The 24,036-nt window shown below is 63.5% G+C and carries 23 protein-coding genes; 16 read left to right on the top strand and 7 right to left on the bottom strand.

The annotated features are described in order from the left end of the window. The 6 genes from DXXMK7_RS11770 (at position 1) to DXXMK7_RS11745 (ending at position 5,494) form a co-directional block, all read left to right on the top strand. Complete coding sequence (locus DXXMK7_RS11770) at positions 1-1,005, top strand: ABC transporter ATP-binding protein (protein ID WP_082170946.1); 1,005 nt, start codon at positions 1-3, stop codon at positions 1,003-1,005. After that, positions 1,002-1,928, top strand: a complete 927-nt coding sequence (locus tag DXXMK7_RS11765) for an ABC transporter ATP-binding protein (RefSeq protein ID WP_038919251.1) — start codon at positions 1,002-1,004, stop codon at positions 1,926-1,928. The genes DXXMK7_RS11770 and DXXMK7_RS11765 overlap by 4 nt, the downstream gene beginning before the upstream one ends. A 57-nt stretch (positions 1,929-1,985) precedes the next feature. Continuing rightward, entirely contained in the window at positions 1,986-3,485 is a 1,500-nt protein-coding gene (locus tag DXXMK7_RS11760) for an ABC transporter substrate-binding protein (RefSeq protein ID WP_038919250.1), read from the top strand. A gap of 116 nt (positions 3,486-3,601) precedes the next feature. Next, positions 3,602-4,102, top strand: a complete 501-nt coding sequence (locus tag DXXMK7_RS11755) for a CMD domain-containing protein (RefSeq protein ID WP_038919248.1) — start codon at positions 3,602-3,604, stop codon at positions 4,100-4,102. Continuing rightward, positions 4,099-4,704, top strand: a complete 606-nt coding sequence (locus DXXMK7_RS11750) for a peroxidase-related enzyme (RefSeq protein ID WP_038919247.1) — start codon at positions 4,099-4,101, stop codon at positions 4,702-4,704. Before DXXMK7_RS11755 ends, DXXMK7_RS11750 begins: the two co-directional genes overlap by 4 nt. Position 4,705: 1 nt before the next feature. Beyond that, on the top strand, positions 4,706-5,494 hold the full coding sequence (locus DXXMK7_RS11745) for a VOC family protein (RefSeq protein WP_038919246.1): 789 nt from the start codon (positions 4,706-4,708) through the stop codon (positions 5,492-5,494). Here the strand turns inward: DXXMK7_RS11745 and DXXMK7_RS23180 are convergent. Further along, a complete protein-coding gene (locus tag DXXMK7_RS23180; RefSeq protein WP_256379659.1) occupies positions 5,491-5,619 on the bottom strand; it encodes a hypothetical protein in 129 nt (42 codons plus the stop codon). The two genes, DXXMK7_RS11745 and DXXMK7_RS23180, sit on opposite strands and share 4 nt — an antisense overlap. Before the next feature lie 341 nt (positions 5,620-5,960). Here DXXMK7_RS23180 and DXXMK7_RS11740 point away from each other — a divergent pair, with 341 nt between their 5' ends. The 9 genes from DXXMK7_RS11740 (at position 5,961) to DXXMK7_RS11700 (ending at position 16,243) form a co-directional block, all read left to right on the top strand. Next, positions 5,961-7,547, top strand: a complete 1,587-nt coding sequence (locus DXXMK7_RS11740) for an ABC transporter substrate-binding protein (protein ID WP_038919245.1) — start codon at positions 5,961-5,963, stop codon at positions 7,545-7,547. Between the two features lie 82 nt (positions 7,548-7,629). Next, positions 7,630-8,616, top strand: a complete 987-nt coding sequence (locus tag DXXMK7_RS11735; RefSeq protein ID WP_038919244.1) for an ABC transporter permease — start codon at positions 7,630-7,632, stop codon at positions 8,614-8,616. A 1-nt stretch (position 8,617) separates the two neighbouring features. Then, positions 8,618-9,523, top strand: a complete 906-nt coding sequence (locus DXXMK7_RS11730) for an ABC transporter permease (protein ID WP_038919242.1) — start codon at positions 8,618-8,620, stop codon at positions 9,521-9,523. Then, positions 9,520-11,220 carry an ABC transporter ATP-binding protein gene (locus DXXMK7_RS11725; protein WP_038919241.1) on the top strand — a complete coding sequence of 567 codons (1,701 nt, stop codon included), beginning with the start codon at positions 9,520-9,522 and terminating at the stop codon, positions 11,218-11,220. Before DXXMK7_RS11730 ends, DXXMK7_RS11725 begins: the two co-directional genes overlap by 4 nt. A gap of 12 nt (positions 11,221-11,232) precedes the next feature. After that, positions 11,233-12,012 carry an SDR family oxidoreductase gene (locus DXXMK7_RS11720; protein ID WP_038919240.1) on the top strand — a complete coding sequence of 260 codons (780 nt, stop codon included), beginning with the start codon at positions 11,233-11,235 and terminating at the stop codon, positions 12,010-12,012. Positions 12,013-12,073: 61 nt separating this feature from the next. Further along, on the top strand, positions 12,074-13,276 hold the full coding sequence (locus tag DXXMK7_RS11715; RefSeq protein ID WP_038919239.1) for an amidohydrolase: 1,203 nt from the start codon (positions 12,074-12,076) through the stop codon (positions 13,274-13,276). After that, the gene (locus DXXMK7_RS11710) at positions 13,273-14,529 is read left to right on the top strand and encodes a D-amino acid dehydrogenase (protein ID WP_038919238.1); all 1,257 of its coding nucleotides are present in this window, start codon (positions 13,273-13,275) and stop codon (positions 14,527-14,529) included. The genes DXXMK7_RS11715 and DXXMK7_RS11710 overlap by 4 nt, the downstream gene beginning before the upstream one ends. 79 nt (positions 14,530-14,608) lie before the next feature. Continuing rightward, positions 14,609-15,286 (top strand): TetR/AcrR family transcriptional regulator, encoded by a 678-nt coding sequence (locus tag DXXMK7_RS11705; protein ID WP_038919237.1) that lies wholly within the window; start codon positions 14,609-14,611, stop codon positions 15,284-15,286. Positions 15,287-15,328: 42 nt separating this feature from the next. Beyond that, on the top strand, positions 15,329-16,243 hold the full coding sequence (locus tag DXXMK7_RS11700) for a 4-hydroxy-tetrahydrodipicolinate synthase (RefSeq protein ID WP_038919236.1): 915 nt from the start codon (positions 15,329-15,331) through the stop codon (positions 16,241-16,243). Positions 16,244-16,299: 56 nt separating this feature from the next. On the opposite strand, the gene DXXMK7_RS11695 is transcribed toward DXXMK7_RS11700, so the two are convergent. The 6 genes from DXXMK7_RS11695 to DXXMK7_RS11670 form a co-directional block, all read right to left on the bottom strand. Further along, positions 16,300-17,217 (bottom strand): aminotransferase class IV, encoded by a 918-nt coding sequence (locus DXXMK7_RS11695; RefSeq protein ID WP_038919235.1) that lies wholly within the window; start codon positions 17,215-17,217, stop codon positions 16,300-16,302. A gap of 9 nt (positions 17,218-17,226) precedes the next feature. After that, positions 17,227-18,009 carry an amino acid ABC transporter ATP-binding protein gene (locus DXXMK7_RS11690; RefSeq protein ID WP_038658117.1) on the bottom strand — a complete coding sequence of 261 codons (783 nt, stop codon included), beginning with the start codon at positions 18,007-18,009 and terminating at the stop codon, positions 17,227-17,229. A 25-nt stretch (positions 18,010-18,034) separates the two neighbouring features. Continuing rightward, positions 18,035-18,709 carry an amino acid ABC transporter permease gene (locus tag DXXMK7_RS11685; RefSeq protein ID WP_038919234.1) on the bottom strand — a complete coding sequence of 225 codons (675 nt, stop codon included), beginning with the start codon at positions 18,707-18,709 and terminating at the stop codon, positions 18,035-18,037. 8 nt (positions 18,710-18,717) lie between these two features. After that, positions 18,718-19,389 carry an amino acid ABC transporter permease gene (locus DXXMK7_RS11680; RefSeq protein ID WP_038919233.1) on the bottom strand — a complete coding sequence of 224 codons (672 nt, stop codon included), beginning with the start codon at positions 19,387-19,389 and terminating at the stop codon, positions 18,718-18,720. Positions 19,390-19,706: 317 nt separating this feature from the next. Further along, positions 19,707-20,861, bottom strand: coding sequence for a PLP-dependent aspartate aminotransferase family protein (locus DXXMK7_RS11675; protein ID WP_038919231.1), 1,155 nt, complete (start codon positions 20,859-20,861; stop codon positions 19,707-19,709). Between the two features lie 30 nt (positions 20,862-20,891). Next, positions 20,892-22,271 (bottom strand): cystathionine beta-synthase, encoded by a 1,380-nt coding sequence (locus DXXMK7_RS11670; RefSeq protein ID WP_038920992.1) that lies wholly within the window; start codon positions 22,269-22,271, stop codon positions 20,892-20,894. Positions 22,272-22,609: 338 nt separating this feature from the next. Here DXXMK7_RS11670 and DXXMK7_RS11665 point away from each other — a divergent pair, with 338 nt between their 5' ends. After that, entirely contained in the window at positions 22,610-24,019 is a 1,410-nt protein-coding gene (locus DXXMK7_RS11665) for an MmgE/PrpD family protein (protein ID WP_038919230.1), read from the top strand. The last annotated feature ends 17 nt before the right edge of the window (positions 24,020-24,036 follow it).

The following is a 24,036-nucleotide window of genomic DNA, read 5'->3' as shown; positions in this document are numbered from 1 at the left end:
GTGGCCTTGCTGGAAGTCAAAAATCTGAGCGTGGTGTTTGACGGCGCCGCCGGGCCGGTGCGGGCGGTAAACGATCTTTCCTATACGCTGACGGCCGGCGAAACGCTGGGGATCGTCGGCGAGTCCGGCTCCGGTAAAAGCGTACACGCGCTGGCGATGGTCGGGCTGCTGGCGTCGGCGGGGCGGGTGACCGGCGGCGAAGTCTGGTTCGACGGACGCGACCTGCTGCGGCTTTCGCGGCGAGAGCGGCGCGCGGTATGGGGCCGGGAGATCGGTTTTGTGTTTCAGGACCCGATGACCTCGCTCAATCCGGTACTGACCATTGAGCGTCAGGTGGCGGAGCCGTTGCGGCGCCATCTGGGATTGTCGGCGCGCGCGGCGCGGGAGCAGGTGGTCGAGCTGCTGGATCGGGTGGGGATCGTCAATCCGCGTCAGCGGTTGAGCCAGTACCCGCACGAGTTTTCCGGCGGTATGCGCCAGCGGGTAATGATCGCCATCGGCATCGCCTGCCGTCCGAAGCTATTGATCGCCGACGAAGCCACCACCGCGCTGGATGTCACCGTCCAGGCGCAGATTCTGGCGCTGGTGCGCGACCTGAAACGTCAGATCGGCACCACCGTCATCTGGATTACCCACGACATGGGCGTGGTGGCCGGGTTGGCGGATACCGTACAGGTGATGTACGGCGGCCGCATCATGGAACGCGGCCCGGTGGAGGCCATTTTCGACGCGCCGCGCAGCGCCTATACCTGGGGGCTGCTGAAATCGCTGCCGACCACCGCCCGGCGCGGCGGCGGACGGTTGTATCAGATCCCCGGCAATCCGCCGGACCCGGCCCGGCTGCCGCCGGGCGATCCGTTCGCGCCCCGCAATCCGTTCGCCACCGAGCGCTGCTTGCGCGAGGTGCCGCCGCTGCGGCAGGTCGCCGACGGTGCGCCCGGCCATCAGGTGGCGGCCTGGTACGATTTGCCCGCGCTGCTGGCGGCGCAGGGAGGTGCGGCATGACTCATGGGAACCTCAACCCGTCGCCGCTGCTGCGCGTCGAGCGGTTACAGAAAACCTACCGCCCGGCGGCGGGCTGGCTCCATGCCGGCGAGACGCCGCACAAGGCGGTGGACGACCTCAGCTTCGATATTTGGCCGGGGGAAACGCTGGGGCTGGTGGGGGAATCCGGTTCGGGTAAAAGCACCACCGGGCGTCTGGTGCTGCAACTGGAACGGCCCGACAGCGGCGAGATTCTCTTTGACGGCCAGCGCCTGAACGGGCTATCGCCGCGGCAGCTCAAGCCCTATCGGCGCGATATGCAGGTCATTTTTCAGGATCCCTATTCCGCGCTCAACCCGCGTATGACCGTCGGTGACGTCGTGGCGGAGCCGCTGGTGGTGCACCGGCTGGAAACCGGCGCGCAGGCGCGGCGTGAACGGGTGGCGGAGCTGTTCCGGCAGGTGGGGCTATCGCCGGATTTCATGCGGCGGTATCCGCACGAGTTTTCAGGCGGTCAGCGTCAGCGGGTCTGCATTGCCCGGGCGATTGCGCTGCACCCGCGCTTTATCGTTGCCGACGAGCCCATTACCGCGCTGGATGTGTCGATTCAGGCACAGATCGTCAACCTGTTTCAGGATTTGCAGGAGCAGTTGGGCCTGACCTACCTGTTCATCGCGCATGATCTGGCGATGGTGCGCTACCTGTGTCACCGGGTGGCGGTCATGCTGCGCGGGCGAATCGTGGAGATGGGGCCGACGGAAGCCCTGTTTTCGCACCCGCGCCACCCTTATACCCAGGCGCTGCTGTCCGCCATTCCGGTGCCCGATCCGCGTATTGAGCGGCAACGGCAGCCGCTGAGCGTGGATATCGCCGCCTGCCTGCCGGCTACGCCGATGCAATGGCGGGAAGTGGCGCCGCAGCACTTTGTTCTACAACCACAATGACCTACAGCCACCATGACCTACAACCACAATAAATCATTTTTCAACCAGGGGAGTTGCATGAAGAGAACCATAATACCGTCCGGGGCGGCCGTCGCCATCGCCGCGGCGCTGATGTTTTCCGCCGTCGCCGGGGCGCAGACCGCCCGTATCGCGCTCGGCACCACCGTCAATACGCTGGACCCGCACATGACCGCGTCTGTGGGTACTGACCTGAGCGTACTCAGCCATATTTATCCGGCGCTGGTGCTGCGCGGGCCGGATCTGAAACTGCAACCGGAGCTGGCGACGTCGTGGCAGGCGGTGAACGATACTACCTGGCGCTTCACGTTGCGTTCGGGGGCGAAATTCGCCGACGGTGAACCGTTGGATGCACAAGCGGTAAAGTGGAATCTGGATCGGGTGCGCGACCCGAAGGTCAACGCCCGCATCAAAGCCTGGTTTACGCAGGTTTCTGACGTCAAAGTGATTTCCCCCACCGAGCTGGAGGTGGTCACCGCGTCGCCTTATCCCGGTTTTGTCGATCAGATCTCCATGTTCCTGCTGTTGCCGCCGAAGTGGGCCGACAGCCATAACCCGGCGACGGAAACCCTGTCCGGCGGCCGCTATGTGCTGACGGAAAATGTGCCGGGAGATCACCTGACGCTGAAGGCCAACCCGGACTTTTTCGGCGCCAAACCGGCGTTCGATACCGTCGAGTTTCGCATTATTCCGGAGTCGGCCAGCCGCATCGCCGCGTTGCTGGCCGGGGAGGTGTCGCTGATTACCGGCATCCCGACGGCGGAGCTGGCGCGCATCAACCAGAGCGGCAAAGCGGAGGCCGGCTCGGTGCCGTCGATGCGCAGCGTGATGATCAAGTTCAATACCGAGCAGGCGCCGCTGGATAACAAGACGGTGCGGCAGGCGCTCAACTACGCGGTGGACAAAAACGCGATTTCCCAGGTGCTGTTCGACGGTCAGGCGCCGGTATCCCAGTGTCAGGTGCTGACGCCGTCCTATTTCGGTTACAACCCGGCTCTCAAGGCGTATGACTACAACCCGGACAAGGCGCGCCAACTGCTTAAGCAGTCCGGTGCCGACCTGTCCCGGAGTATTACGCTGGACGTGCCTTCCGGCACCTACCTGCAGGGCAATGAAGTCGCGCAGGTGGTGGCGGCGCAGTTGGGCGAGGTCGGGCTGAAGGTGAACATCAATCAGCTGGAGTTCAGCAGCTACATGAACAAATACCTGAAAACCCGCGAACTGGCCCCGACGTCGCTGCTGGCGCAGGCCTGGCCGACGCTGGACGCCGACGGCCTGCTGACGCTATTTGCGCCGGGCAACAACTATGCGTACTGGAACCACGCCGGATTCGGTCAGGCGCTGGCGGACGGGCGCGCGGGCATCGACCCGGCGAAGCGGCTGGCGGCCTACCGCCAGGCGACGGAAATCATGTGCGATGAAGCGCCGGTGATCTTCCTGTATGCCCAGCCAGCCACCTACGGCGTGGCGAAAAACGTCCACTGGGCTAAACGCGGCGATGACTGGGTGCGCGCTTTTGACCTGACGCCGGCGCAATAAAACATCGAAAAAAGACATCGAGAACATCGTGCCGACCCGGCCGGTATCCATGCGGCACGCGATTGCCGTGCCGTAGCGAGAAAGGCCGCCCGATTGGCTGACAACAGGAAGGAAGCATGAATAACCACAATCAGGATGCGGTGGACCGTCTCGCCGGTCTGGACCCGCAGGGCGAGCTGTCTGCTCTGCGCCGGCGGCGCCCGGAGTGGGTCGTCGGCATTGCCGACTGCCGCCAAAGCGTGCTGACGCCCGCCGACGAACGGCAACTGCCCGCCGCGCTGCGGGTCGCACTGGCGATGCGTATGGCGATGCGGCTGGAACATCCGGCGTTGACGGCGGAGTATCAGTGCCGGCTGACGCGTCTGGATACTGAAGCCCGCTGGCAGCGCGTCGCGCAAGGAGAAGATGTCGCCGCGCCGTCGTGGCTGGCGGCGGTGATCGCGCACTGCGATAAAGTGACGTTGTCACCTGAGCGGTGCCGGCAGGATGACCTGCGCCGGCTCGAACGGGCCGGCCTGACGCCGCCGCAGGTGGTGGCGCTATCGGAACTGATTGCGTTTGTGAATTTTGAGGTTCGGGTGATTGCCGGGCTGGCGCTGCTGGAGACGCTGGCATGACGGCAACGGTAAAAATGCGGATTCATCCGCTGACCTGGCATCCCTATATTGAACCGGTCGCGCTGGAAACGGCGTCGGAAGAGCAGCGGGCGGCGATGCAGGTGACGCCGTCCAACACCCGGATATCGCCGTATGTGCGCACGCTGGCGCACGACCCGCAATCCTATGTGGCGCGTACCCGGCTGTTCAACGCCATTATGTACGGCGCAGGCGGGCTGACGCGGGAACTGCGCGAACTGGGGGCGCTGATCGCTTCCGTGGCCAACGGTTGCGCCTACTGCGGGTCGGTTCACGCGCGCCGCTATCTTGAACTATCCGGCCGCCATGATGTGGTCCGCTTGATCTACACCCGTGGGCTGGACGCCCGGTTTGACCCCAGGACCCAGGCGGTGGTGGATTTTTGCCGCGCCCTGTCGCAGTCGCCGGCGACGGTCACCGCCGTGCAGGTACAGGCGTTGCGAGACGCGGGCTTCAGCCGCGAGGAAATACTGGATTTGATCCACGCCGCGGCGATTTTTGGCTGGGCCAATCGGTTGATGCATACGTTGGGGCATGCGGAGAAAACCGCGTCTCCACGGGGTTCAGTCACTACCGGGAGCTGATATGCGACTCTTTCTCGATCACCTTGTCTTGAACGCTCACTACGATACCGACGGCGCCGCCGCGCTGTTCCGGCAACTGGGCTTTACGCTGACGCCCAAAGGCCATCATTCGCTGGGGTCGGTGAACCATCTGGTGCTGTTGGGCGACAGTTATCTGGAACTGCTCGGCCTGCCGGCCGAGCAAACGTCGCCGCGTCAGGAATTGCTGGCGGGGCCGCGCGGGTTGGATGGGGTGGTGTTCCGAAGCCGGGATATCGACGCCAGCGCCGCCGCGCTGCAGGCGGCGGGGTTGGCGACGCAGCCGGTACGCCATTTCTCGCGCCCGGTGACGCTTAACGGCGAATCCTATCCGGCGCGCTTTAGCACCGTGCATCTGGCGGCCGAGCGGTTTACGGAAGGCCGGGTCTATTTCTGTCAACACCATACGCCGGAGTTGGTGTGGCGCGACGAGTGGCGGCGCCACGCCAACGGCGTAACGCATCTGAGCCTACTGGTGGGGGTGGCGGCGGCGCCGGACGGCGCGACGCAGCGCTTTCAGGCGCTGGGCGAACTGGATGCGGCATTCGCGCTGGAATTTGTGACGGCGACGGCGTTCGGCGAACGCTATGCCCGGTTGCTGCCGCCCGGCGGCGGGCGAACCAGCCAGTTTGCGGTACTGCGGCTGCATGGCGGCGATCGTCCGGCGATAGCCCGGCAGGCCGAACAGCTTTCGTTGCCCTGTCACGTTGAGCCGCAGCGGCTGCTGGTCGCTTTACCCGCATTCAATACGCTGTTGGAGTTTGTGGATTAACCGGCGTTTGCCGTCAGCAGCACGCCGCCTTGGGCGGTATCGGCGTCATTCCGCTGATTCAGCAATGCGTCGGCGCCGTCGTCCCATTTTATGGCGCTGACCTGCGCTATATCCTGTACTTTCACCCGCCATTATCCGTTTTTCCACATTACTTATCCAAAATTAAACGTTCGTTTCAAACAAGCGTTGGGTTAGTTTTTCCGCAGTTCGGATTCCCGCGATGCAATCGCAATCCCAATCCCAACGAAATAACCAACAGGATTCGGTACATGCACACTCGCCTTTCCCCGCATAGCCACGCCGCCGGCCGCTGGTCGCAGCGATGTTGATCTGTAACGAGCGTGATTGACCGCCGTGGGCCCGGCGCGTTTCGGATACCGGCCGTACACGGGAGCATGTCCGGTCATCATGCTCCCGCGACACGAATAATGACTGGGCATCACTCATTTCACTCAGGGATAACGCAATGAAACATAAATCGCTTTTTGCAGCATTGCTGGTGGCTGCATCGCTGTTTGGCGCGATGAGCCAGGCAGCGGAGACGACGCCCAAACGCGGCGGTACGCTGAATTTTCTGGTCGAGCCGGAACCACCGGTGCTAACGTCGCTGGTGAACAGCGGCGGATCGGTGATCAAGGTCAACGCCAAGGTGATCGAAGGGTTGCTGAACTACGACTTCAACATGAAGCCGATTCCACAACTGGCGACCAGCTGGTCGGTGAGCCCGGACGGCAAACAGTACACTTTCCACTTGCGTCAGGGCGTGAAATGGCACGACGGCAAGGATTTCACCTCCGCCGACGTGGCGTTCTCCATTCTGACGGTCAAGAAATACAATTCCCGCGGGCAGGGCACTTTTGCCAATGTCACCGAGGTGAAAACGCCGGATCCCTATACCGCCATTGTGGAGCTGTCGCAGCCCGCGCCTTACCTGATCAGCGCGTTTTCCGCCAACGAAGCGCCGATCGTCCCCAAACACCTGTATGACGGCACCGATATTCGCACCAACCCTTACAACACGGCGCCGGTAGGCACCGGACCGTTTATCTTCAAAGAGTGGGTACGCGGCAGCCATATCGTGTACGAGCGCAACCCCAACTACTGGGATCAGCCGAAACCATACGTCGATCGCCTGGTGGTGAAATTCATCCCTGACGCCGCCACTCGCCTGATTGCCTTCGAAACCGGCGCGCTGGATCTGGGCAGCGAGTCGCCGGTGCCGCTCAATGAACTGGATCGCGTCAAGAAAAACCCCAGGCTGGCGATTGAAACCGGTGGTTACGGCTACGGCCCGACGCAGACCCGCATTGAGTTCAATCTGGACAATCAGTACCTGAAAAACCTGAAAGTGCGACAGGCTATCGCCCACAGCATCAACCGCGACGTGCTGCGCAACGTGGTGTGGTACGGCTACGCCGTCAATTCGCCGACGCCGATTACCCCGGAGCTGGCGCAGTTCCACGACAACGCGCCGTCGCCGTATCCGTTCGACCTGAAAAAAGCCGAACAGCTGCTGGATGAGGCCGGTTTTCCGCGTCAGGCCGACGGCATCCGTTTTCGTCTGGTGCATGACTACATGCCGTACGGCGATGGCTTCAAGCGGGTGGCGGAATACCTGAAATCCGCGCTGGCCAAGGTGGGGATCGAGGTCACCATCCGTTCGCAGGATTTCGCCACCTACGTCAAACGGGTGTACACCGATCGGGATTTCGAATTCACCAACCACTCCATCTCCAACCTGTTTGATCCGACGGTGGGCGTGCAGCGTCTGTACTGGTCGAAAGCCTTTAAACCGGGCGTTGCGTTCGGCAACGGTTCGCATTACGCCAACCCGGAAGTGGATCGACTGCTGGAACAGGCGGCGGTGGAAACCGACCCGGCCAAACGCGTGGAGGCGTTTCGCGCCTTCCAGCGCATCGTGGCGCAGGAACTGCCGGACATCAACCTGCTGCAGCTTAAACGCCTGACCATCTATAACACGCGTGTTCATAACCCACTGACGGATATCCAGGGCGCCAACGGCAGCCTGGCGGAAATCTGGTTGGATCAATAACCCGTGAACCCAGAGCACGCCGATTTGCGATGGCGTGCTCCGGGTCGCTCCGTAAATGACGCCGGTGCATAAAAGGTGAGTGATGAGAAACATTGAACGAATCCGACAGGTGCTGTGGCGTACGGTGCTGCATGCGGTGCCGGTGGCGATCGGCATCGTGATCGTCGTGTTCTTTTTGCTGCAGTTGGTGCCGGGCGACGCCGCCGATGTTCTGGCCGCCGAGGCGGGCAGCGCCACCGCTGAAACCACGGCGCAGATACGCCGGCAGTTCGGGCTTGATCTGCCGGTGCTGCACCAACTGTACAACTATCTGTCCAACCTGGCGCACTTCAGTCTGGGGTTTTCGCCGCGCTACAACGCCCCGGTGACGGATCTGATTTTGTCCCGCCTACCGCAGACGCTGTTTCTGATGCTGGCCTCGCAACTGGTGGCGATTGTGGTGGGGATCGCTCTGGGCGCCGTGATGGCGGTGTGGGCGGGTAAATGGCCGGATCGGCTGCTGTCGTTTCTGGCGCTGTTGCTCTATTCCACGCCGGGATTCTGGGTTGGCCTGATGGCGTTGATTCTGTTCTCGGTCCGGCTTGAGTGGTTGCCGGGCGGCGGCAGCGCCACCATCGGCGCGGAGCTGCACGGCTGGGCCTATCTTAGCGATCGGTTGCAGCATGCGGTGCTACCGGTCGGCGCCCTGAGCAGTTTCTTTATCGCTATTTACGCCCGCCTGACGCGCGCGGCGATGCTGGAGATCGACCGTCAGGATTTCGTGCGCACCGCCCATGCCAAGGGGCTAAGCCCGTGGCGGGTGACGCTGCGCCATATTCTGCGCTGCGCGCTGCTGCCGGTGACCACGGTCGCCGGGATGCATATCGGCAACCTGCTGGGCGGCGCGGCGGTGGTGGAAACCGTATTCAGCTGGCCGGGCCTGGGGCGGCTGGCGCTGGAGGCGGTGATGGCGCGCGATTTCAACGTGCTGCTGGGCGTGTTGTTGCTGTCGGCTTTTCTGGTGATCGTCGCCAATATTCTGGTCGATGTGCTGCAAAGCTGGCTGGACCCCCGAATCAAGGCGAACTGATATGAAAAATACCGTTTCTTCCCGCGCGGCCGTTGGCGAGCTGGCGCCGCCGCGCCGCCGCGTGCGGCTGTCGCCGGAGGTGAAGCTGTTTTTGCGCAATCCATCCGGCATGGCGGGCGTCGTGCTACTGGTGCTGGTGGCGGTGATGGCGCTGACGGCGTCGTGGGTGTACCCCGGCGACCCGCTGGATATGGTGGCGCCGCCGTTTCTGTGGCCGGGGCAGGACCCTGCTTTCCCGCTGGGCACCGACTCGCTGGGGCGTGATGTCGCCGCCGGGGTGGTGCATGGCGCGCAGGTTTCGTTGCAGATCGGTTTTTCCGCCGTGGCGGTCAGCCTGCTGATCGGCGTGACCGTCGGCGCAAGCGCCGGCTTCTTCGGCGGCAAGGTTGACCACCTGCTGGTGCATGCCACCGAACTGTTCCAGACCTTTCCTACCTTTTTGCTGGTGGTGGTGCTGGTGGCCATCGGTCAGCCGTCGGTGATGCTGATCGCCTGCGCCATCGGCGTCGCTTCCTGGCCCACCATCGCCCGGCTGGTGCGGGCGGAATTTCGCACCTGGCGCGAAAGCGATTTCGTGCTGGCGGCGCGCAGCCAGGGGTTTTCCAGCCTGCGCATCATGGCGCAGGAGATCCTGCCCAACGCGCTGCCGTCGATTATCGTCACCACCTCGGTGATGGTGGCGTCGTCCATTCTGATCGAGTCCGCGCTGTCGTTCCTCGGGTTTGGCGATCCGAACCGGGTGAGCTGGGGCAGCATGATCGGCGCCGGGCGCGAGTCGCTGCGTTCGGCGTGGTTTTTAACCGCGATCCCCGGCGGGGCGCTGGTGCTGACCGTGCTGGCGCTCAATCTGGTGGGGGATGCGCTCAACGATGCGCTGAACCCGCGCTCACGGAGGGAACGTGTATGACCCCGCTGCTGGAGATTCAGGATTTACGGGTGACTTTCCCCGGCCATCAGGCGGTGCGCGGTCTTGATCTGGCGCTCAACCCGGGCGAAACGCTGGCGCTGGTAGGCGAGTCCGGCTGCGGCAAATCCGCCACCGCGCTTTCCATCATGCGGCTGGTGGGCGCGCCGGGGCAGGTCGCCGGACGCATTCTGTTCGACGGACAGGATCTGCTGGCGCTGCCGGATACGGCGATGCGCCAACTGCGCGGCAACGCAATTTCAATGATTTTTCAGGAGCCGATGACCTCGCTCAATCCGGTGTTGACCATCGGCCAGCAGATCGTCGAAACCCTGCGGACGCACCAGCCGCTGGCGCCTGTCCGGGCGCGGGCGCGCGCCATCGAGCTGCTGGATCTGGTGAAGATCCCGGAGCCGAGGCGGCGTATCGACGACTATCCGCACCAGCTGTCCGGCGGGCAGCGTCAGCGGGTGATGATCGCTATGGCGGTGGCCTGTCAGCCGAAGCTGCTGATTGCCGATGAGCCGACCACCGCGCTGGACGTCACCATTCAGGCGCAGATTCTGGCGCTGCTGGATCGACTGCGGCGCGAGCTTGCCATGAGCCTGCTGTTGATCACCCACGATCTGGGGGTGGTGGAGCAGTGGGCGGACCGCGTGGCGGTGATGGTCGGCGGGCGCAAGGTGGAGGAGGCGGCGACCGACGCGCTGTTCCGGGCGCCGCAGCACCCCTATACCCGCGGGCTGCTGGCGACGTCGCTGCATCTGGCCGATGACCTGCACTACCGGCGGCAACGCCTGCCGGAGATCCGTCATCCCGACAGCGGCGACGCCGGGCAGGTGTCGGTCGTCACGCCGCCCGCGCGCAGCGTACCGGTTCCGGATACCACCCGGACGCCCCTGCTGTCGCTGCATCGGGTGCATACCCGCTACGCCACGTCGCAGGGCGTGGTCAATGCGGTGAAGGATATGTCGCTGGACATTTATCCCGGCGAGACGCTGGGGCTGGTGGGGGAATCCGGCTGCGGCAAATCGACGCTGTCGAAGACCATTCTGCGTCTGCTGCCCGTTGCCGAGGGCCGGATGCTGTTTGACGGTCAGGATATTACCCATCTGAACGAGTCGCAGTTGCAGCCGCTGCGCCGCCGGGTGCAGATGATTTTTCAGGATCCCTACGCATCGCTCAATCCGCGTCACGACGTCCAGCGCATTCTGGAACGGCCGCTGATTGTGCATGGCGTGACACGGCGCGCCGAGCGTCAGCGGCTGATCGGTCAGACGCTGGAGCGGGTTGGTCTGCCGCTGAGCAGCCTCCATCGTTATCCGCACGCGTTTTCCGGCGGTCAGCGTCAGCGTATCGGTATTGCGCGTGCGCTGGTGGTTAACCCGTCGCTGGTGATCTGCGACGAGCCGGTATCGGCGCTGGATGTGTCGATTCAGGCGCAGATCCTCAATTTGCTGGTGGAACTGAAGAGTGAAATGGGGCTGTCGCTGCTGTTCATTTCGCACGATTTATCCGTGGTGCGCTACATCGCCGACCGGGTGATGGTGATGCGGCTCGGCGAGTGTGTGGAAAGCGGCGATTGCCAGCAAATCTGGCGGCAGCCGCAGCACCCCTATACTCGCCTGCTGCTGGACTCCGTGCCGGGGCGGCAGCAGGCGCCGGCGGACGCCGGCCGTTTTTCCGTGGTTAACGCATAAGGAACAACCGATATGGATTTGGGTATTGTCGGCAGACAGGCGTTGGTATGGGGCGGTAGCCGCGGGCTGGGCAAAGCCGTCGCCCGTCAACTGACGCAGGAAGGCGTGCAGGTCACGCTGTTGGCGCGCACGGCGGCCGCACTGCGTCAGGCGCAGGATGAGATCGAACAGGCGGTCGGCGTGCGTCCGCAGGCGACGGTGGCGGACATCACCCGTCATGAAGGACGACTGGCCGCGTTGGCGGCCTGTCCGCAGCCGGACATTCTGATCAACAACGCCAGCGGCCCCGCGCCGGGCGATTTTCGTGACTGGACGCGCCAGCATTGGCTGGACGCGCTCGACAGCATGATGCTCGGCCCGATCGAGATGATGCGTTTGACGGTGGATGGGATGCGTCAGCGCGGCTTCGGGCGCATCGTTAACATCACCTCCCGCAGCGTGAAGATTCCGCAACTGGAACTGGGGTTGTCGAACAGCGCCCGCTCGGGGCTGACCGGCTTTGTTGCCGGGCTGTCCCGCACGGTGGTGCGGGACAATGTCACCATTAACAATATTCTGCCGGGAATCTTCGATACTGACGGCCAGTGGCAACACATTCAGTCACTGACGACGCAGACCGGCAAATCCTATGAGCAGTTGCACCGGGAGCGAGCCGCGGCCAACCCGGCCGGGCGCTATGGGCAGCCGGAAGAATTCGGCGCCGCCTGCGCGTTCCTGTGCTCGCGGCAGGCCGCGTTCATCACCGGGCAGAATTGGCTGATCGACGGCGGCAGCTATCCAGGCACTTTTTAACCGTTTAACCGCTTAACCGTTGCGCCCGCCGTCGGCAGGCGCAGACCAGAGGGAACACGACATGGCGGACTATGAACAGACGCTGCGGCAGATGGTTCCGGCACTGACCGGGATTCGCCGTCATATTCATCAGCATCCGGAAATCGGTTTTGAGGAGTTCGGCACCGCCGCGTTGGTAGCGGAGAAATTGCGCCAATGGGGGCTGGAGGTGACCACCGGCATCGGCGGCACCGGCGTGGTGGGGTCGCTGCGCGGGAAACAATCGGGCGAGGGCGTGATAGGCCTGCGTGCCGATATGGACGCGCTGCGTTTGCAAGAGAAAACCGGCCTGCCGTATGCCTCGGCGTACGACGGCAAGATGCACGCCTGCGGCCATGACGGCCATACCGCCATGTTGCTGGGCGCGGCGTGGCTGCTTTCCCGCCATCCGGATTTCGCCGGGACGGTGCATTTCATCTTCCAGCCCGCCGAAGAGGGGCTGGGCGGCGCGCGGGCGATGCTCGACGATGGCCTGCTGAACCGCTTCCCGTGCCAGCGCCTGTTCGGGCTGCATAACAAGCCCGGCATAGCGCTAGGGCGCTTTTCGTTGTGCAGCGGGCCGATGCTGTGCGCCAGCGACACCTGGCGGGTGGTGTTCCGCGGCACCGGCGGCCACGGCGGCTCCGGCGCGCACCTGTCGATTGACCCGACGCTGCCCGCGGCGCAGTTTGTATTGGCGTTGCAGACCGTGGTCAGCCGCAATGTGCCGGCGATGGAGGCGGCGGTATTGAGCGTCGGGCATATCGGCGGCGGCGATCCGCAAGCGCCCAACGTGATCCCCGACCGCGTCGCCGTGACCGGCACCGGGCGCAGCTACTCGGCCGTCGTCCGCGAACTGCTGGTAAAACGACTGACCGCTCTGGCGCAGCACAGCGCGCAGGCGTTCGGCGCGACGGCGGAAGTCGATTACGAATTTCAGTATCCGGTGCTGGTTAACGACCGGGAGATGGCAGGGCGTGCGCGGCAGGCCGCCGGTCGGGTATCCGGCGCGAGCGCGGTCGATGGCGACATGACGCCGTTGCTGGGGGCGGAGGATTTCGCCTATCTGCTGGAACAGCGCCCCGGCGCGTTCATCATGGTGGGTAACGGCAATGACGACGACGCGCACGGCAGGCCGCTGCATACCCCGCATTACGATTTCAACGATGCATTGATTCCGGTCGGAGTGCGTTACTGGGCGGAGCTGGTGCGTCAGGAACTGCCGATCGCAGGAGGTATCGCATGAAGGTGATGGTGCTTGGCGCGGGCGTGGTGGGCGTCGCCAGCGCCTGGTATTTGCATCAGCAAGGGTTTGAGGTCGAGGTGATCGACCGCCAGCCCGGTCCGGCGCTGGAGGCCAGTTTCGCCAACGCGGGCGGCGTGTGTCCCGGCTTCGCCGGCCCCTGGGCATCGCCCGGTATGCTGCTCAAGGCATTCCGCTGGCTGTTTGTGCCGCAGGCGCCGCTCAAATGGCGCCCGGCCCTCAGCCCGGCGCAGTGGCGGTGGCTGTGGCGCTTTGCCCGCAACTGCCGGCTTGACGCCTACCGCGCCAACAAAGGCCGGATGCAGCGTATCGCCCACTACAGCCAGCAGTGCCTGCACCAGTTGCAAAACGAGCTGGGGCTGGATTACGCCCGATCGTCGCTGGGGGTGCTGCAACTGTTCGGCAACGAACAGGAACTGGCGATGGCGCACCATGCTTCGCAGGTGTTGACGCAGTTCGGCGTCAATCACCGGTTGGTGGACCGTCAGGAGGTGACCCGTATCGAACCGGCGCTCTTGCAGGCAAACGCGCCGCTGACCGGCGGTCTTTATCTGCCGGACGACGAAGCGGGCGACTGCGCGCTGTTTACCCGGCAGTTAGCTGAGGTGTTGCAGCAGCGCGGCGTGCGCTTCCATTTCAATACCCCGATTGAACGCCTGCGGACGAACGACGACCGGCGGCGGGTGACCGGCGTGGAAACCGGCGCCGGTACGCTGGCGGCGGATGCGGTGGTGGTGGCGCTGGGGTGCGCCTCGGTGCCTTTGCTGCATCAGGTGGGCATCCGGCTGCCGATTTATCCGGTGAAAGGGTATTCGGTGACGCTGCCGATCGTCGACGACACCGCCGCGCCGCGGGTGTGCGTGATGTACGAACACCATAAGGTGATGATCGCCCGTCTGGGGAACCAGTTGCGGGCGGCGGGTATCGCCGAAATTTCCGATTTCAGCACCCATCCGGACGCGAAGAAGAGCGCCTTTGTGGCGAGCGTGGCGCAACGGCTGTTTCCGGGCGCGGGCGACTATCAGGCGGCGCAGCGCTGGTGCGGTCTGCGGCCGATGACGCCGGACGGTCCCGGCTATGTGGGCGCTACGCCGGTAGCCGGCCTGTTTCTGGCTTGCGGACAGGGTTCCAATGGCTGGACGCAGGCGGCAGGCGTCGGGCGTATCGTCGCGGATGTGGTAGCCGGCAGAACGCCGGATATCGATCTGGACGGGTTGACGTTGGCGCATCGTTAACCGACGGACCGGGGGAGAGAGGCCCAGATGCGTCGGGGCAGGTGGATTCACTATAAAGGGGCGGCAAAAAGGACAATCAATGAATACAGCAGCCAAAGAAAAAGAGGTGGATGTTCGCCAGCGCATCCTGCAGGAAGCGATGACGCGTTTCGCCCATAAAGGCAGCGACCTGACTACGGTGCGGGAGATTACCGAAGCGACGCAGGTCAACGTTGCCGCCATCAACTACCACTTCGGTTCCAAAGACGGGTTGTTGCAGGCGGTGCTGGATGCGGTGTTGCAGCCGTTGAACACCGAACGCGGCCGGTTGCTGGACGAGGCGGAGCGGCGGTGGGGCGATTCGCCGCCGCTGTCGGCGTTGCTGGATGCCCTGTTGCGCCCGCTGGTGCAGAGCGCCCGCACGCCGGACGGCGGCCGTATCGCGGTACGGCTGTTGCAGCACCTGCGCGCCACGCCGCAGGGCGAGGTATCGCTGTTGCTGTCGGACCGTTTTGATGGCACCGCCCACCGCTTTATTCAGGCGTTCGTCCGGGCGGTGCCGCATATTTCACGCGCCGAGGCTATCTGGCGCTATGAGTTTGCCCGCGGCGCGGCCATGCACGTGCTGGCGGACGTCGATCCGCGTTCCGGCCGTTTGTCGCTGTTATCGCAGGGATTATGCGACAACAACGACGACGAGCAGGTGCTGCGGCAACTGTTACGGTTCGTCAGCGCGGGCTTCGCCGCGCCGTCGACGGATTCCGCGCCGGGCGAATAACCGTTTTTCATGACAACCACGTTTCATCAGACAGGAATGGCTATGAGCAGAGAAAAAATCGAAGGGTCGTTTGTGGCTCTGATCACCCCGTTTAACGACAACGGCAGCGTGGATTTCGGCGCGTTCGAAACCCTGCTGCAGTTTCAGGAGCAAAACGGCACCGCCGCGGTGCTGATCATGGGGTCCACCGGCGAAGTGTCGATGCTGTCGCCGGAAGAACGCCGGGAAATCATTCGTCGCACCGCCCGTTTCAACAGCGGCAAGATGAAGATCTTTTTCGGTTGTACCGGCAACAATACCGATACCACCATCGACTATGTGCGTTTTGCCAAAGACAACGGCGCTGATGGCGCCATCATCGCCGCGCCTGCCTATATCTGCGCCAGCGAAAGCGATATCGAGCACTATTTTCTGGAGATCGCCGACGCCACCGACCTGCCGCTCGGCATCTATAACAACCCGCCGCGGGTGAAAACCGACCTGCACTGGACGTCGCTGCTGCGCATCTTCAGGCACCCGAACTACGTGATCCATAAGGAATCCACCACCCGTGTCGGCCAGGTGGCGCAAGTGTTGGCGGGCAACCCGGACGTGTCGGTGATGTGCTGCGATTCGCCTAATCTCGGGCTGGTCGTACCCACGATGTCGCTGGGCGGTCACGGCACCGCCAATATGACCGGCAATATCGCGCCGGCGGAGCTGGCGGCGATCTCCCGGCCGTGGCGAGAGGCGGGCGATGCCGAGCGTTTTCGCAATGCGTATCAGCATCTGCTGCCGCTGCTGCACTACACCTATTCCGCCATTAATCCGGTGGCGGTGAAATCGCTGATGAAGGCGGTCGGCCTGCCTGCGGGCAGCCTGCGCCGCCCGCTGCGCGATCTGGACGGCGACGCGCTGGAGCGCGGGGTGCGGATCGTGGCGGAGCTGGGGCTACGCGAGAAGTATGGGTTTTGCTGACTGACGGCAACCGGGGCGCGGCCCCGGTTTTTTGACGTTGCCTGCCGGGCGGCGTATCAGGTTTCGATAAAGGTCTGATAACACGCTTTGAGTTGCTGGGTGATGTGGCGCTGCGTCGGATCAAATTCCCGTCCATCCAGCTTACGCACCGGGGTGATGCCCGCCAGCGTGCCGGTGACGAAGGCTTCGTCGGCGGTCAGCGCCTCCGCCAGCGTGAAATCATCCACCCGCACCGTCAGGCCGTGGGCGCGCGCCAGATCGATCACCGTCTGGCGGGTGATGCCGTTGAAGCAGTAGCGGCCGCTGGAGGTCCAGAGTTCGCCGCGCCGCACGATAAAAAAGTTGGTGGAGTTGCAACTGGCGACGAAACCGTGCGGGTCCAGCATCAGCGCTTCGTCAGCGCCGGCCTCGATCGCCTGCAGCAGCGCCTGAATCAGATTCAGGCGGCTGTGGGAATTGAGCCGCAGGTCGAACACGTCCGGCGTGCTGGTGCGGTAGCTGGAGGTGAACAGCGCCAGTCCGCGTTGTTTGGCCGCTTCATCCACCACTTTGTATTCCGCCACGCACACCACCGTCGCGCCGCCAAGGATAAAGCGCGGATCCTGATTAGGCGTGCTTTTGCGCCCGCGGGTGATCATCAGCCGCAGGTGCGCGCCGTCGGTCATACCATTGATAGCCAGCGTGCGCAGCAAAATGTCGATCAGTTCAGCACGGCTGTGGCCGATCTCCAGCCTGATGGCGGCTGCGCCGGCCAACAGCCTGTCCAGATGGGCGTCGAGGGAAATCAGACGGCCGTTGACCAGCCGCAGGCCTTCCCAGACGCCGTCGCCGCAGACGTAACCCGAATCAAACACCGATACCACCGCCTGTGAGCGATGCACGAATTCACCGTTGACGTACACCTGCACGTCGTCGTTGCGGGGATCCTGCCGGTAAGCCTGGCTGCTGACGGCGGAAGGGGATGAAGCGTTCATGACGACTCCTTAAAACGCGCGTTCGGCGAAGCGGGCCAGAAACGCCTGCGTGCGGGGTTGTTGGGGATGACGCAGCACCTGTTCGGCGCTGCCCATTTCGTGAATAACGCCGTCGGCGATGAAGATCACCCGGTCGGCGAAGTGCCAGGCGAAGCCCAGTTCATGGGTCACCAGCAACAGCGTGCGCCCGTCGTCCGCCAGCGCGCGAATGGTGTGCAGCACTTCGCCCACCAGTTCCGGGTCAAGCGACGAAGTGGGCTCGTCGAAAAGCATGATTTCCGGCTCCATCGCCAGCGCGCGGGCAATCGCCACCCGCTGTTGCTGGCCGCCGGACAGGTTGCCGGGGCGGGCGTGGAGTTTGTCCGCCAGCCCGACTTTCTCCAGTTGCCGGCGGGCAATGACCGCGGCGTCGGCGCGCGGCAGCTTTTTCACCGACAGCAGCGCCTCCTGCACGTTTTGCAGCACCGTCAGGTGCGGAAACAGGTTGAACTGCTGGAACACCATGCCGACGCGCTGACGTACCGCGCACAATTGCTTTTCCGCATAGCGCCGCGCGCCGTCCGGCAACGGTTGACCCAGCACCTCGCCGTCCAGCTCGATGGTGCCGCCGCTCGGCACCTCCATGAAATTCAGGCAGCGCAGCAGGGTGCTCTTGCCGGAACCGCTGCCGCCGATAATGGCGATTTTCTCCCCGCGCCGCACATCAAGGTCGATGCCTTTCAGCACCGGCTGACCGTGAAATGCTTTGGTCAGTCCGCGCAGCCGTAAAACGATATCCTGCGAATCAGTCATAAAGGGTTTCCGGGTTGATAAAAGTTTATCGGGTTGATAAAGGCGAGCGCCAGCGCCGCTCCAGCCGCGCGGCCAGATAGCTGCCGGGCCAGATCAGCACGAAATAGAACAACGCCACCACGGTGAGGATTTCCAGCGGCCGATAGGTATCGCTGCTTAGCAGCCGGCCCTGATACATCAGTTCATTGACCGCCAGCATCGACGCCAGCGAGGTGACTTTGGCCAGTTCGATCAGGCGGTTGGTCAGCGCGGGCAACATGCGTTGCAACACCTGCGGCAGGATCACGCGGCGCAACGCCAGCGGGTAAGACATGCCGAGCGCTTTGGCGCCTTCCCACTGGCCTTGCTCCATCGATTGCAGACCGGCACGGAAGATTTCGGTGCTGTAGGCGGCGGTGTAGAGCGTCAGCGCCAGCGTCGCCGCGCCAAAGGTGCTGAACTGGATGCCCGCCAGCACCGGCAGAGCGTAGTAAAACCAGATCAGCTGAATCAGTACCGGCGTATTGCGAAACAGCTCGACGAACGCCATCACCGGCAGACGGACGGCGCGGCGACGCGCGGTGCGGGCGATGCCCAGCGCCAGCCCAAGCAGAGTGCCGCCGATACCCGCCAGCAGCCATAGCTCCAGCGTGACGCCCAGCCCGCGCAGCAGGACGGGCAACTGTTGCCAGATAAAGCCAAAGTTCCATTGATAGTGCATCGGCGACCTCACTGTACACGGGCGTAAGACAGCCGCCGCTCGACGTACTGGCTCAGCAGGCTAAGGACAAACAGCAGCGTGAAATAGAGCAGCGCCGCCAGGCTGTAGACTTCCAGCGGACGGAAGCTCTGGCTGTTGATCTGCATCGCCTGATACAACAGCTCGCCGTAGGCCAGCGACGACGCCAGCGAAGTGGATTTAATCAGCTCGAACGAGCGTTCAATCAACGGCGGGATCATGCGTCGCAGCGCCTGCGGCAGGATCACGCGGCGCAACGCCAGCGGGCGCGACATGCCGAGCGCTTTGGCGCCTTCCCACTGACCCTCGGCAATCGACAGGATGCCGCCGCGGTAGACTTCGGCGTAAAACGCGGCCGACTGCGCCGACAGGGCCGTTACTGCGGCCGCGAACGGCGACAGGGTCAGCGGGCTGACGACCGGCAGCGCGTAGTAAATCCAGAAAAAATGCACGATGGCGGGCGTGTTGCGGTAAAAGCCGATGAACAGGTGAGCGGGCAGGCGCAACAGCCGGGTGGACGACAGTTTCATGGCGGCCAGCAGCGCGCCGACCAGCATCCCGATCAGAATGCTGGTAAACCCGATGCGGACCGTTCCCCATAACCCGTCCAGCAGCAACGGCCACCAGTGCGGCAGGGCGGAAAAATCCCATTGATAACGCATGTGTTTTTCCCTGATAACGCCAATGGCGTACGAATTGTTATATCGATAATGTTTTTTATATCCACCGCATCTTAGCAGCCGAAAAATGTGATAAGTAAATGCTAAAAAAGCGGATTGATAGCCGATTTTTGGCTAAGGAAAGCGGGAAATTCGCTGAGTCGCAGATAGAAAATTGGGCTTTCGCCGCGTCCGTGCGGCTCACCCGGCGAAGTCGCCTGCCTCAGCACAGTTTTTGACGCCGGAAAAACCCCTCACCCTTGTACTTAAGGGGTTTGTCAGTCATCTGGGGCTGTCGACGACAGCCCTGATAAGCGGGATTACGCCGTCTGGCCGGTTAACGCCTGCCGGATATCGGCGATCAGGTCTTCCACGTTTTCGATGCCGACCGACAGACGCAGCAACTGCGGCGTGATGCCGAGGCGCAGGCGCTGTTCCAGCGGCAAGGAGGCGTGGGTCATGTTGAAGGGCTGGCTGATCAGGCTTTCGACTCCGCCCAGACTTTCCGCCAGCGTAAACAGCCGGGTGCGCTTAATCACCGCGCCGGCGTAGTCGGCGTCGCCGCGCAGCCTGACGCTTATCATGCCGCCGAACGCGCTCATTTGCCGACGCGCCAGCGCATGCTGCGGGTGAGACGGCAGGCCGGGATAGTACACCTGCTCCACCTGCGGTTGCTGCTCCAGCCAGCGCGCCAGCGTCAGCGCGTTGTCGCTATGGCGGGCAAGGCGCAGCGCCAGCGTGCGAATACCGCGCAGCGTCAGGAAACTGCTGAACGGATCGAGTACCCCGCCCACCGCATTCTGCAAAAACGCCAGTTGCGCCGCCAGCTCCTGGTCCCGCCCGACTACCGCCAGCCCGGCGACCACATCCGAGTGGCCGTTCAGATACTTGGTGGCCGAGTGCACCACGATATCGAAGCCCAGATCCAGCGGCCGCTGCAAGGCCGGGGAGGCGAAGGTGTTGTCCGCCACGCTGATCACGCCGCGGCGCTGGGCCAGTTCGGCGATGGCGCGCAGGTCGGCCAGTTTCAGCAGCGGATTGGTGGGCGTTTCTACCCAGATCATGCGGGTTTGCGGGGTGATAGCCTGCTCCAGCGTGGTCAGGTCGGCCGGGTCGACGTAGGTGACGCTCAGTCCGGCGGTACGCTTGCGCACCCGGTCCAGCAATCGCCAGGTGCCGCCGTAAATATCATCCACCGCGACGATGTGGCTGCCCTGATCGAGCAGTTCCAGCACCGTGGCGCTGGCCGCCAGCCCGGAGGCGAAGGCAAAGCCCTGAATGCCGCCTTCCAGCGCGGCGATATTGGCTTCCAGCGCGTGGCGGGTCGGGTTGCCGCTGCGTGAGTACTCGTAGCCGGTGTGCTGACCGGGCGCCGGCTGGGCGAAGGTGGAGGTGGCGTAAATGGCGGGCATCACCGCGCCGGTGCTGTCCGGCGTGTAGCCGGCGTGAACGGTCAGGGTATCGAAATGGCTCATGGTTAATCCTTGTGGTAATCGGTAGAAAGGTCAGCGCACCAGATGCCGCCAGTGATTGAGCACATCGGTGCGGGTGATCAGGCCGAGGAAACGCTGGCCGTCCAGAATCACCGCCACATGCCCGCGATCAAAGGTGGTCAGCAGTTGATCGAACGACGCATCTTTCTGCAAGGTGTTGACCTGATCGGTCATCGCGTCGCGGGCGGTCAGCGAGAAATGGCGCGGGTTAGTCTTGAGATTGTTGAGCAGGTCCCACTCGTCGATCACCCCGACCACCCGGTCGTGTTCCAGCACCGGCAACTGGGAAATGTCGTACAGCCGCATCCGGGCATGAACAATCGCCAGCGAGTCAGCCGGGGAGACCGACACGGTGGCGCCTTCGTTATGGCGATAGGTGATCAGATCGCGCAGGTCGCCCAGCGGCGGGCGTTGGATTAACCCTTGCTCAATCATCCAGTAGTCGTTGAACATCTTCGACAGGTACTTGTTGCCGCTGTCGCACACCAGCGTTACCACCCGGCGCGGTTCGGTCTGGGCGCGGCAGTAGCGCAGCGCCGCCGCCAGCAATGTGCCGCTGGAGGAGCCGGCCAGCACGCCTTCTTTGAGCAACAGCGCGCGGGCGGCCTGAAACGATTCCCGATCGCTGATGGCGTAGGCGTGTTTCACCTGGCTGAAATTCGCCAGCGCCGGCAGGAAATCCTCGCCGATGCCCTCTACCAGCCAGCTTCCCGCTTCGCCCGTGGTGCCTTGCCGCACGTAATCGGTCAGGATCGACCCGGCCGGGTCCGCCAGCACCAGCTCGGTTTTCGGCGACACCTCGGCGAAGTAGCGGCTCAGTCCGCCCAGTGTTCCGCCGGAGCCGACGCCGACCACGATAGCATCGATGTCGTTCTCCATCTGCCGCCACAGTTCCGGCGCGGTGGTACGGTAGTGGGCCAGCGGGTTGGCCGGGTTATTGAACTGGTCGATGTAGAACGCGCCGGGGATCTCGTCTGCCAGTCGTTGCGCGTAGTCCTGATAGTAGTCCGGGTGGCCTTTAGCCACATCGGAACGGGTCAGGCGCACGTCGACGCCCAGCGCGCGCAGGTGGAAGATTTTCTCCCGGCTCATCTTGTCCGGCACCACCAGAATCAGGCGGTAGCCTTTGAGCGCCGCCACTAATGCCAGCCCAAGCCCGGTATTGCCGGCGGTGGCTTCGATCAGCGTGCCGCCGGGCTGCAGTTTTCCCTGCTGCTCTGCCGCCTCGATCATCGATAGCGCGACGCGATCTTTGATCGAGCCGCCGGGATTCTGGTTTTCCAGCTTGGCGAATAACCGGCAGGGGCCGGTATCGAACTGCGTCAGCTCCAGCAACGGGGTGTTGCCGATCAGGCCGAGTACCGACGTAGGTACGGATGTAGGAATAGGCATAGTCATCACCTCGGTTAATAACGAGGTGGACATGGTAAAACTCAGGCATAACGCCATAAAAATAATATAACTAACCATCTATATGCGATTTTTAGAAATAAAATGCTATTTGGCGGTAAAGCCATACAGCCTGATAGCCGTGCGGGTAGATAGACATGCAGGTTGATAGACATATGGGGTGATAGCCATGCAGCAGTATATCCATCCGCTACCGGAACGACGGGTTATGTCGTTTGGTTGCAACCGGTAGCGAAAATGGCATAAAGCAGCCGGAAAACGGAGTGTTATCATCGATATATTTGATATGCCGTCCCTGACGCCGACAGGAATCTAAACCGATGACCTCCTTGAACCACGCCGCTCCGATAACCCTGACGCTGGCCCGCTTTGCCTGCCGGCTAACCCCGGCGGCGATCCCGGCGGTCTGGCGGCGAAAAATTCTGCTGCATTTGTTGGATACGCTGGGGTGCGGCATCGCCGGGCTGGATAGCGAGGTGTTTCAGCAGGCGCAGCGCATGGCGCGCCAGCAGTATGCCGCCGGGACATCGCCGGTGCTGGGACGCCGGGACGGGCTGTCGGCGCTGGGGGCGGCGTTCGTCAATTCGGCGGCGATGAACGCGCTGGATTATGACGACGGCTTTGAGCGGGATGGTCGCGGCATGGGTCACCCCGGCGCCACGCTGGTGGCGGCGGCGCTGGCGGCGCTGGGCGAGCGGCAGGTATCCGGCGCGCAATTGCTGTGCGCGCTGGCGGCGGCCTGGGAAATCAACGGGCGCGTGATTCTCGCTCAGCAACCCAGTCCGGAGCGTTTTCGGCAGGTGTACGGCGTGTGCCAGCACCAGTCGCTGGGCGCGGCGGTCGCGTTCGGTCTGCTGAGCGGCTGCGATGCCGCCGGGCTGGAAAACGCCATCGGGTTGGCGGCGTCGCTGACCCCGCTGCCGGGGCTGCACAAGTACAACTGGCGGCAGCGGCCGCTGGTGGCGTTCAAGGATTATAACGCGCCGGCGACGGAGGCCGGGGTGCGCGGGGTGTTGCTGCACAGGGAAGGCATTATCGGGCCGCGCGACGTACTGGACGGAGAGCACGGGTTCTGGCGCATGATCGGCTCCGACCGCTGTGATGCGTCGCTGCTGGTCGACGGGCTGGGGGATGCGTGGCGGCTGCGCCATGCCAGTTTCAAACGTTACCCGGTTTGCCGCTGGATGCACACCGCGCTGGCGGCGTTTGAGCAATTGCTGACGCAGCAGGCGCTGACGCCGGATCGGATCGTGCGGATTCAGGTCATCGGTAGCCAGACGCTGGTGCAGCAATTCGCCGATACCCAGCTGTTGAGCGAAACCGATGCCCAGTTCAGCGTGCCGCTGGCGTTGGCCTGCCTGGCCTACGGCCTTCCCCGACAGAGCTGGAGCAACGCGGCGGCGCGGCAGGATGCGACGCTGCTGGCGTTTGCCCGCCGGGTCGAGTTAGTGGTGGATGACGAGTTGGATCGGTTGATGGCGGTGCAGCGGCGGCCGGTTAATCGGGTGAGGGTGGTCGTTGACGGGCAGTGGCTGAACGCGCCGGCAGTGGATTATCCGCCAGGGTGCGAAGAGAACCCGATGGCGGAAGCGGAGATTGTGCGCAAGTGCCGCGACAATCTGTCGCGGCGGCTGGGCGATAACGAGGTCGATCGCCTTATTGATACGCTGCTTGAACTGGAACGCCAGCCGGATGCGGCGCTGGCGCTGGCGCCGCTGTTCGCGGGCTGACGTTCCTCGCTCGCCGG

Origin of the sequence: Dickeya sp. MK7, from assembly GCF_000406305.1 — a bacterium.
In the GTDB taxonomy this organism is placed as follows: Bacteria; Pseudomonadota; Gammaproteobacteria; order Enterobacterales; family Enterobacteriaceae; genus Dickeya; species Dickeya fangzhongdai.
This window is presented reverse-complemented; position numbering and strand designations above follow the sequence as displayed.

Excerpts from the sequence above, each read along its gene's own strand:
- DXXMK7_RS11765 (WP_038919251.1), top strand. The coding sequence starts at position 1,002 with ATGACTCATGGGAACCTCAACCCGTCGCCGCTGCTGCGCGTCGAGCGG.
- DXXMK7_RS11760 (WP_038919250.1), top strand. The coding sequence starts at position 1,986 with ATGAAGAGAACCATAATACCGTCCGGGGCGGCCGTCGCCATCGCCGCG.
- DXXMK7_RS11755 (WP_038919248.1), top strand. The coding sequence starts at position 3,602 with ATGAATAACCACAATCAGGATGCGGTGGACCGTCTCGCCGGTCTGGAC.
- DXXMK7_RS11750 (WP_038919247.1), top strand. The coding sequence starts at position 4,099 with ATGACGGCAACGGTAAAAATGCGGATTCATCCGCTGACCTGGCATCCC.
- DXXMK7_RS11745 (WP_038919246.1), top strand. The coding sequence starts at position 4,706 with ATGCGACTCTTTCTCGATCACCTTGTCTTGAACGCTCACTACGATACC.
- DXXMK7_RS11740 (WP_038919245.1), top strand. The coding sequence starts at position 5,961 with ATGAAACATAAATCGCTTTTTGCAGCATTGCTGGTGGCTGCATCGCTG.
- DXXMK7_RS11735 (WP_038919244.1), top strand. The coding sequence starts at position 7,630 with ATGAGAAACATTGAACGAATCCGACAGGTGCTGTGGCGTACGGTGCTG.
- DXXMK7_RS11730 (WP_038919242.1), top strand. The coding sequence starts at position 8,618 with ATGAAAAATACCGTTTCTTCCCGCGCGGCCGTTGGCGAGCTGGCGCCG.
- DXXMK7_RS11725 (WP_038919241.1), top strand. The coding sequence starts at position 9,520 with ATGACCCCGCTGCTGGAGATTCAGGATTTACGGGTGACTTTCCCCGGC.
- DXXMK7_RS11720 (WP_038919240.1), top strand. The coding sequence starts at position 11,233 with ATGGATTTGGGTATTGTCGGCAGACAGGCGTTGGTATGGGGCGGTAGC.
- DXXMK7_RS11715 (WP_038919239.1), top strand. The coding sequence starts at position 12,074 with ATGGCGGACTATGAACAGACGCTGCGGCAGATGGTTCCGGCACTGACC.
- DXXMK7_RS11710 (WP_038919238.1), top strand. The coding sequence starts at position 13,273 with ATGAAGGTGATGGTGCTTGGCGCGGGCGTGGTGGGCGTCGCCAGCGCC.
- DXXMK7_RS11705 (WP_038919237.1), top strand. The coding sequence starts at position 14,609 with ATGAATACAGCAGCCAAAGAAAAAGAGGTGGATGTTCGCCAGCGCATC.
- DXXMK7_RS11700 (WP_038919236.1), top strand. The coding sequence starts at position 15,329 with ATGAGCAGAGAAAAAATCGAAGGGTCGTTTGTGGCTCTGATCACCCCG.
- DXXMK7_RS11695 (WP_038919235.1), bottom strand. The coding sequence starts at position 17,217 with ATGAACGCTTCATCCCCTTCCGCCGTCAGCAGCCAGGCTTACCGGCAG.
- DXXMK7_RS11690 (WP_038658117.1), bottom strand. The coding sequence starts at position 18,009 with ATGACTGATTCGCAGGATATCGTTTTACGGCTGCGCGGACTGACCAAA.
- DXXMK7_RS11685 (WP_038919234.1), bottom strand. The coding sequence starts at position 18,709 with ATGCACTATCAATGGAACTTTGGCTTTATCTGGCAACAGTTGCCCGTC.
- DXXMK7_RS11680 (WP_038919233.1), bottom strand. The coding sequence starts at position 19,389 with ATGCGTTATCAATGGGATTTTTCCGCCCTGCCGCACTGGTGGCCGTTG.
- DXXMK7_RS11675 (WP_038919231.1), bottom strand. The coding sequence starts at position 20,861 with ATGAGCCATTTCGATACCCTGACCGTTCACGCCGGCTACACGCCGGAC.
- DXXMK7_RS11670 (WP_038920992.1), bottom strand. The coding sequence starts at position 22,271 with ATGCCTATTCCTACATCCGTACCTACGTCGGTACTCGGCCTGATCGGC.
- DXXMK7_RS11665 (WP_038919230.1), top strand. The coding sequence starts at position 22,610 with ATGACCTCCTTGAACCACGCCGCTCCGATAACCCTGACGCTGGCCCGC.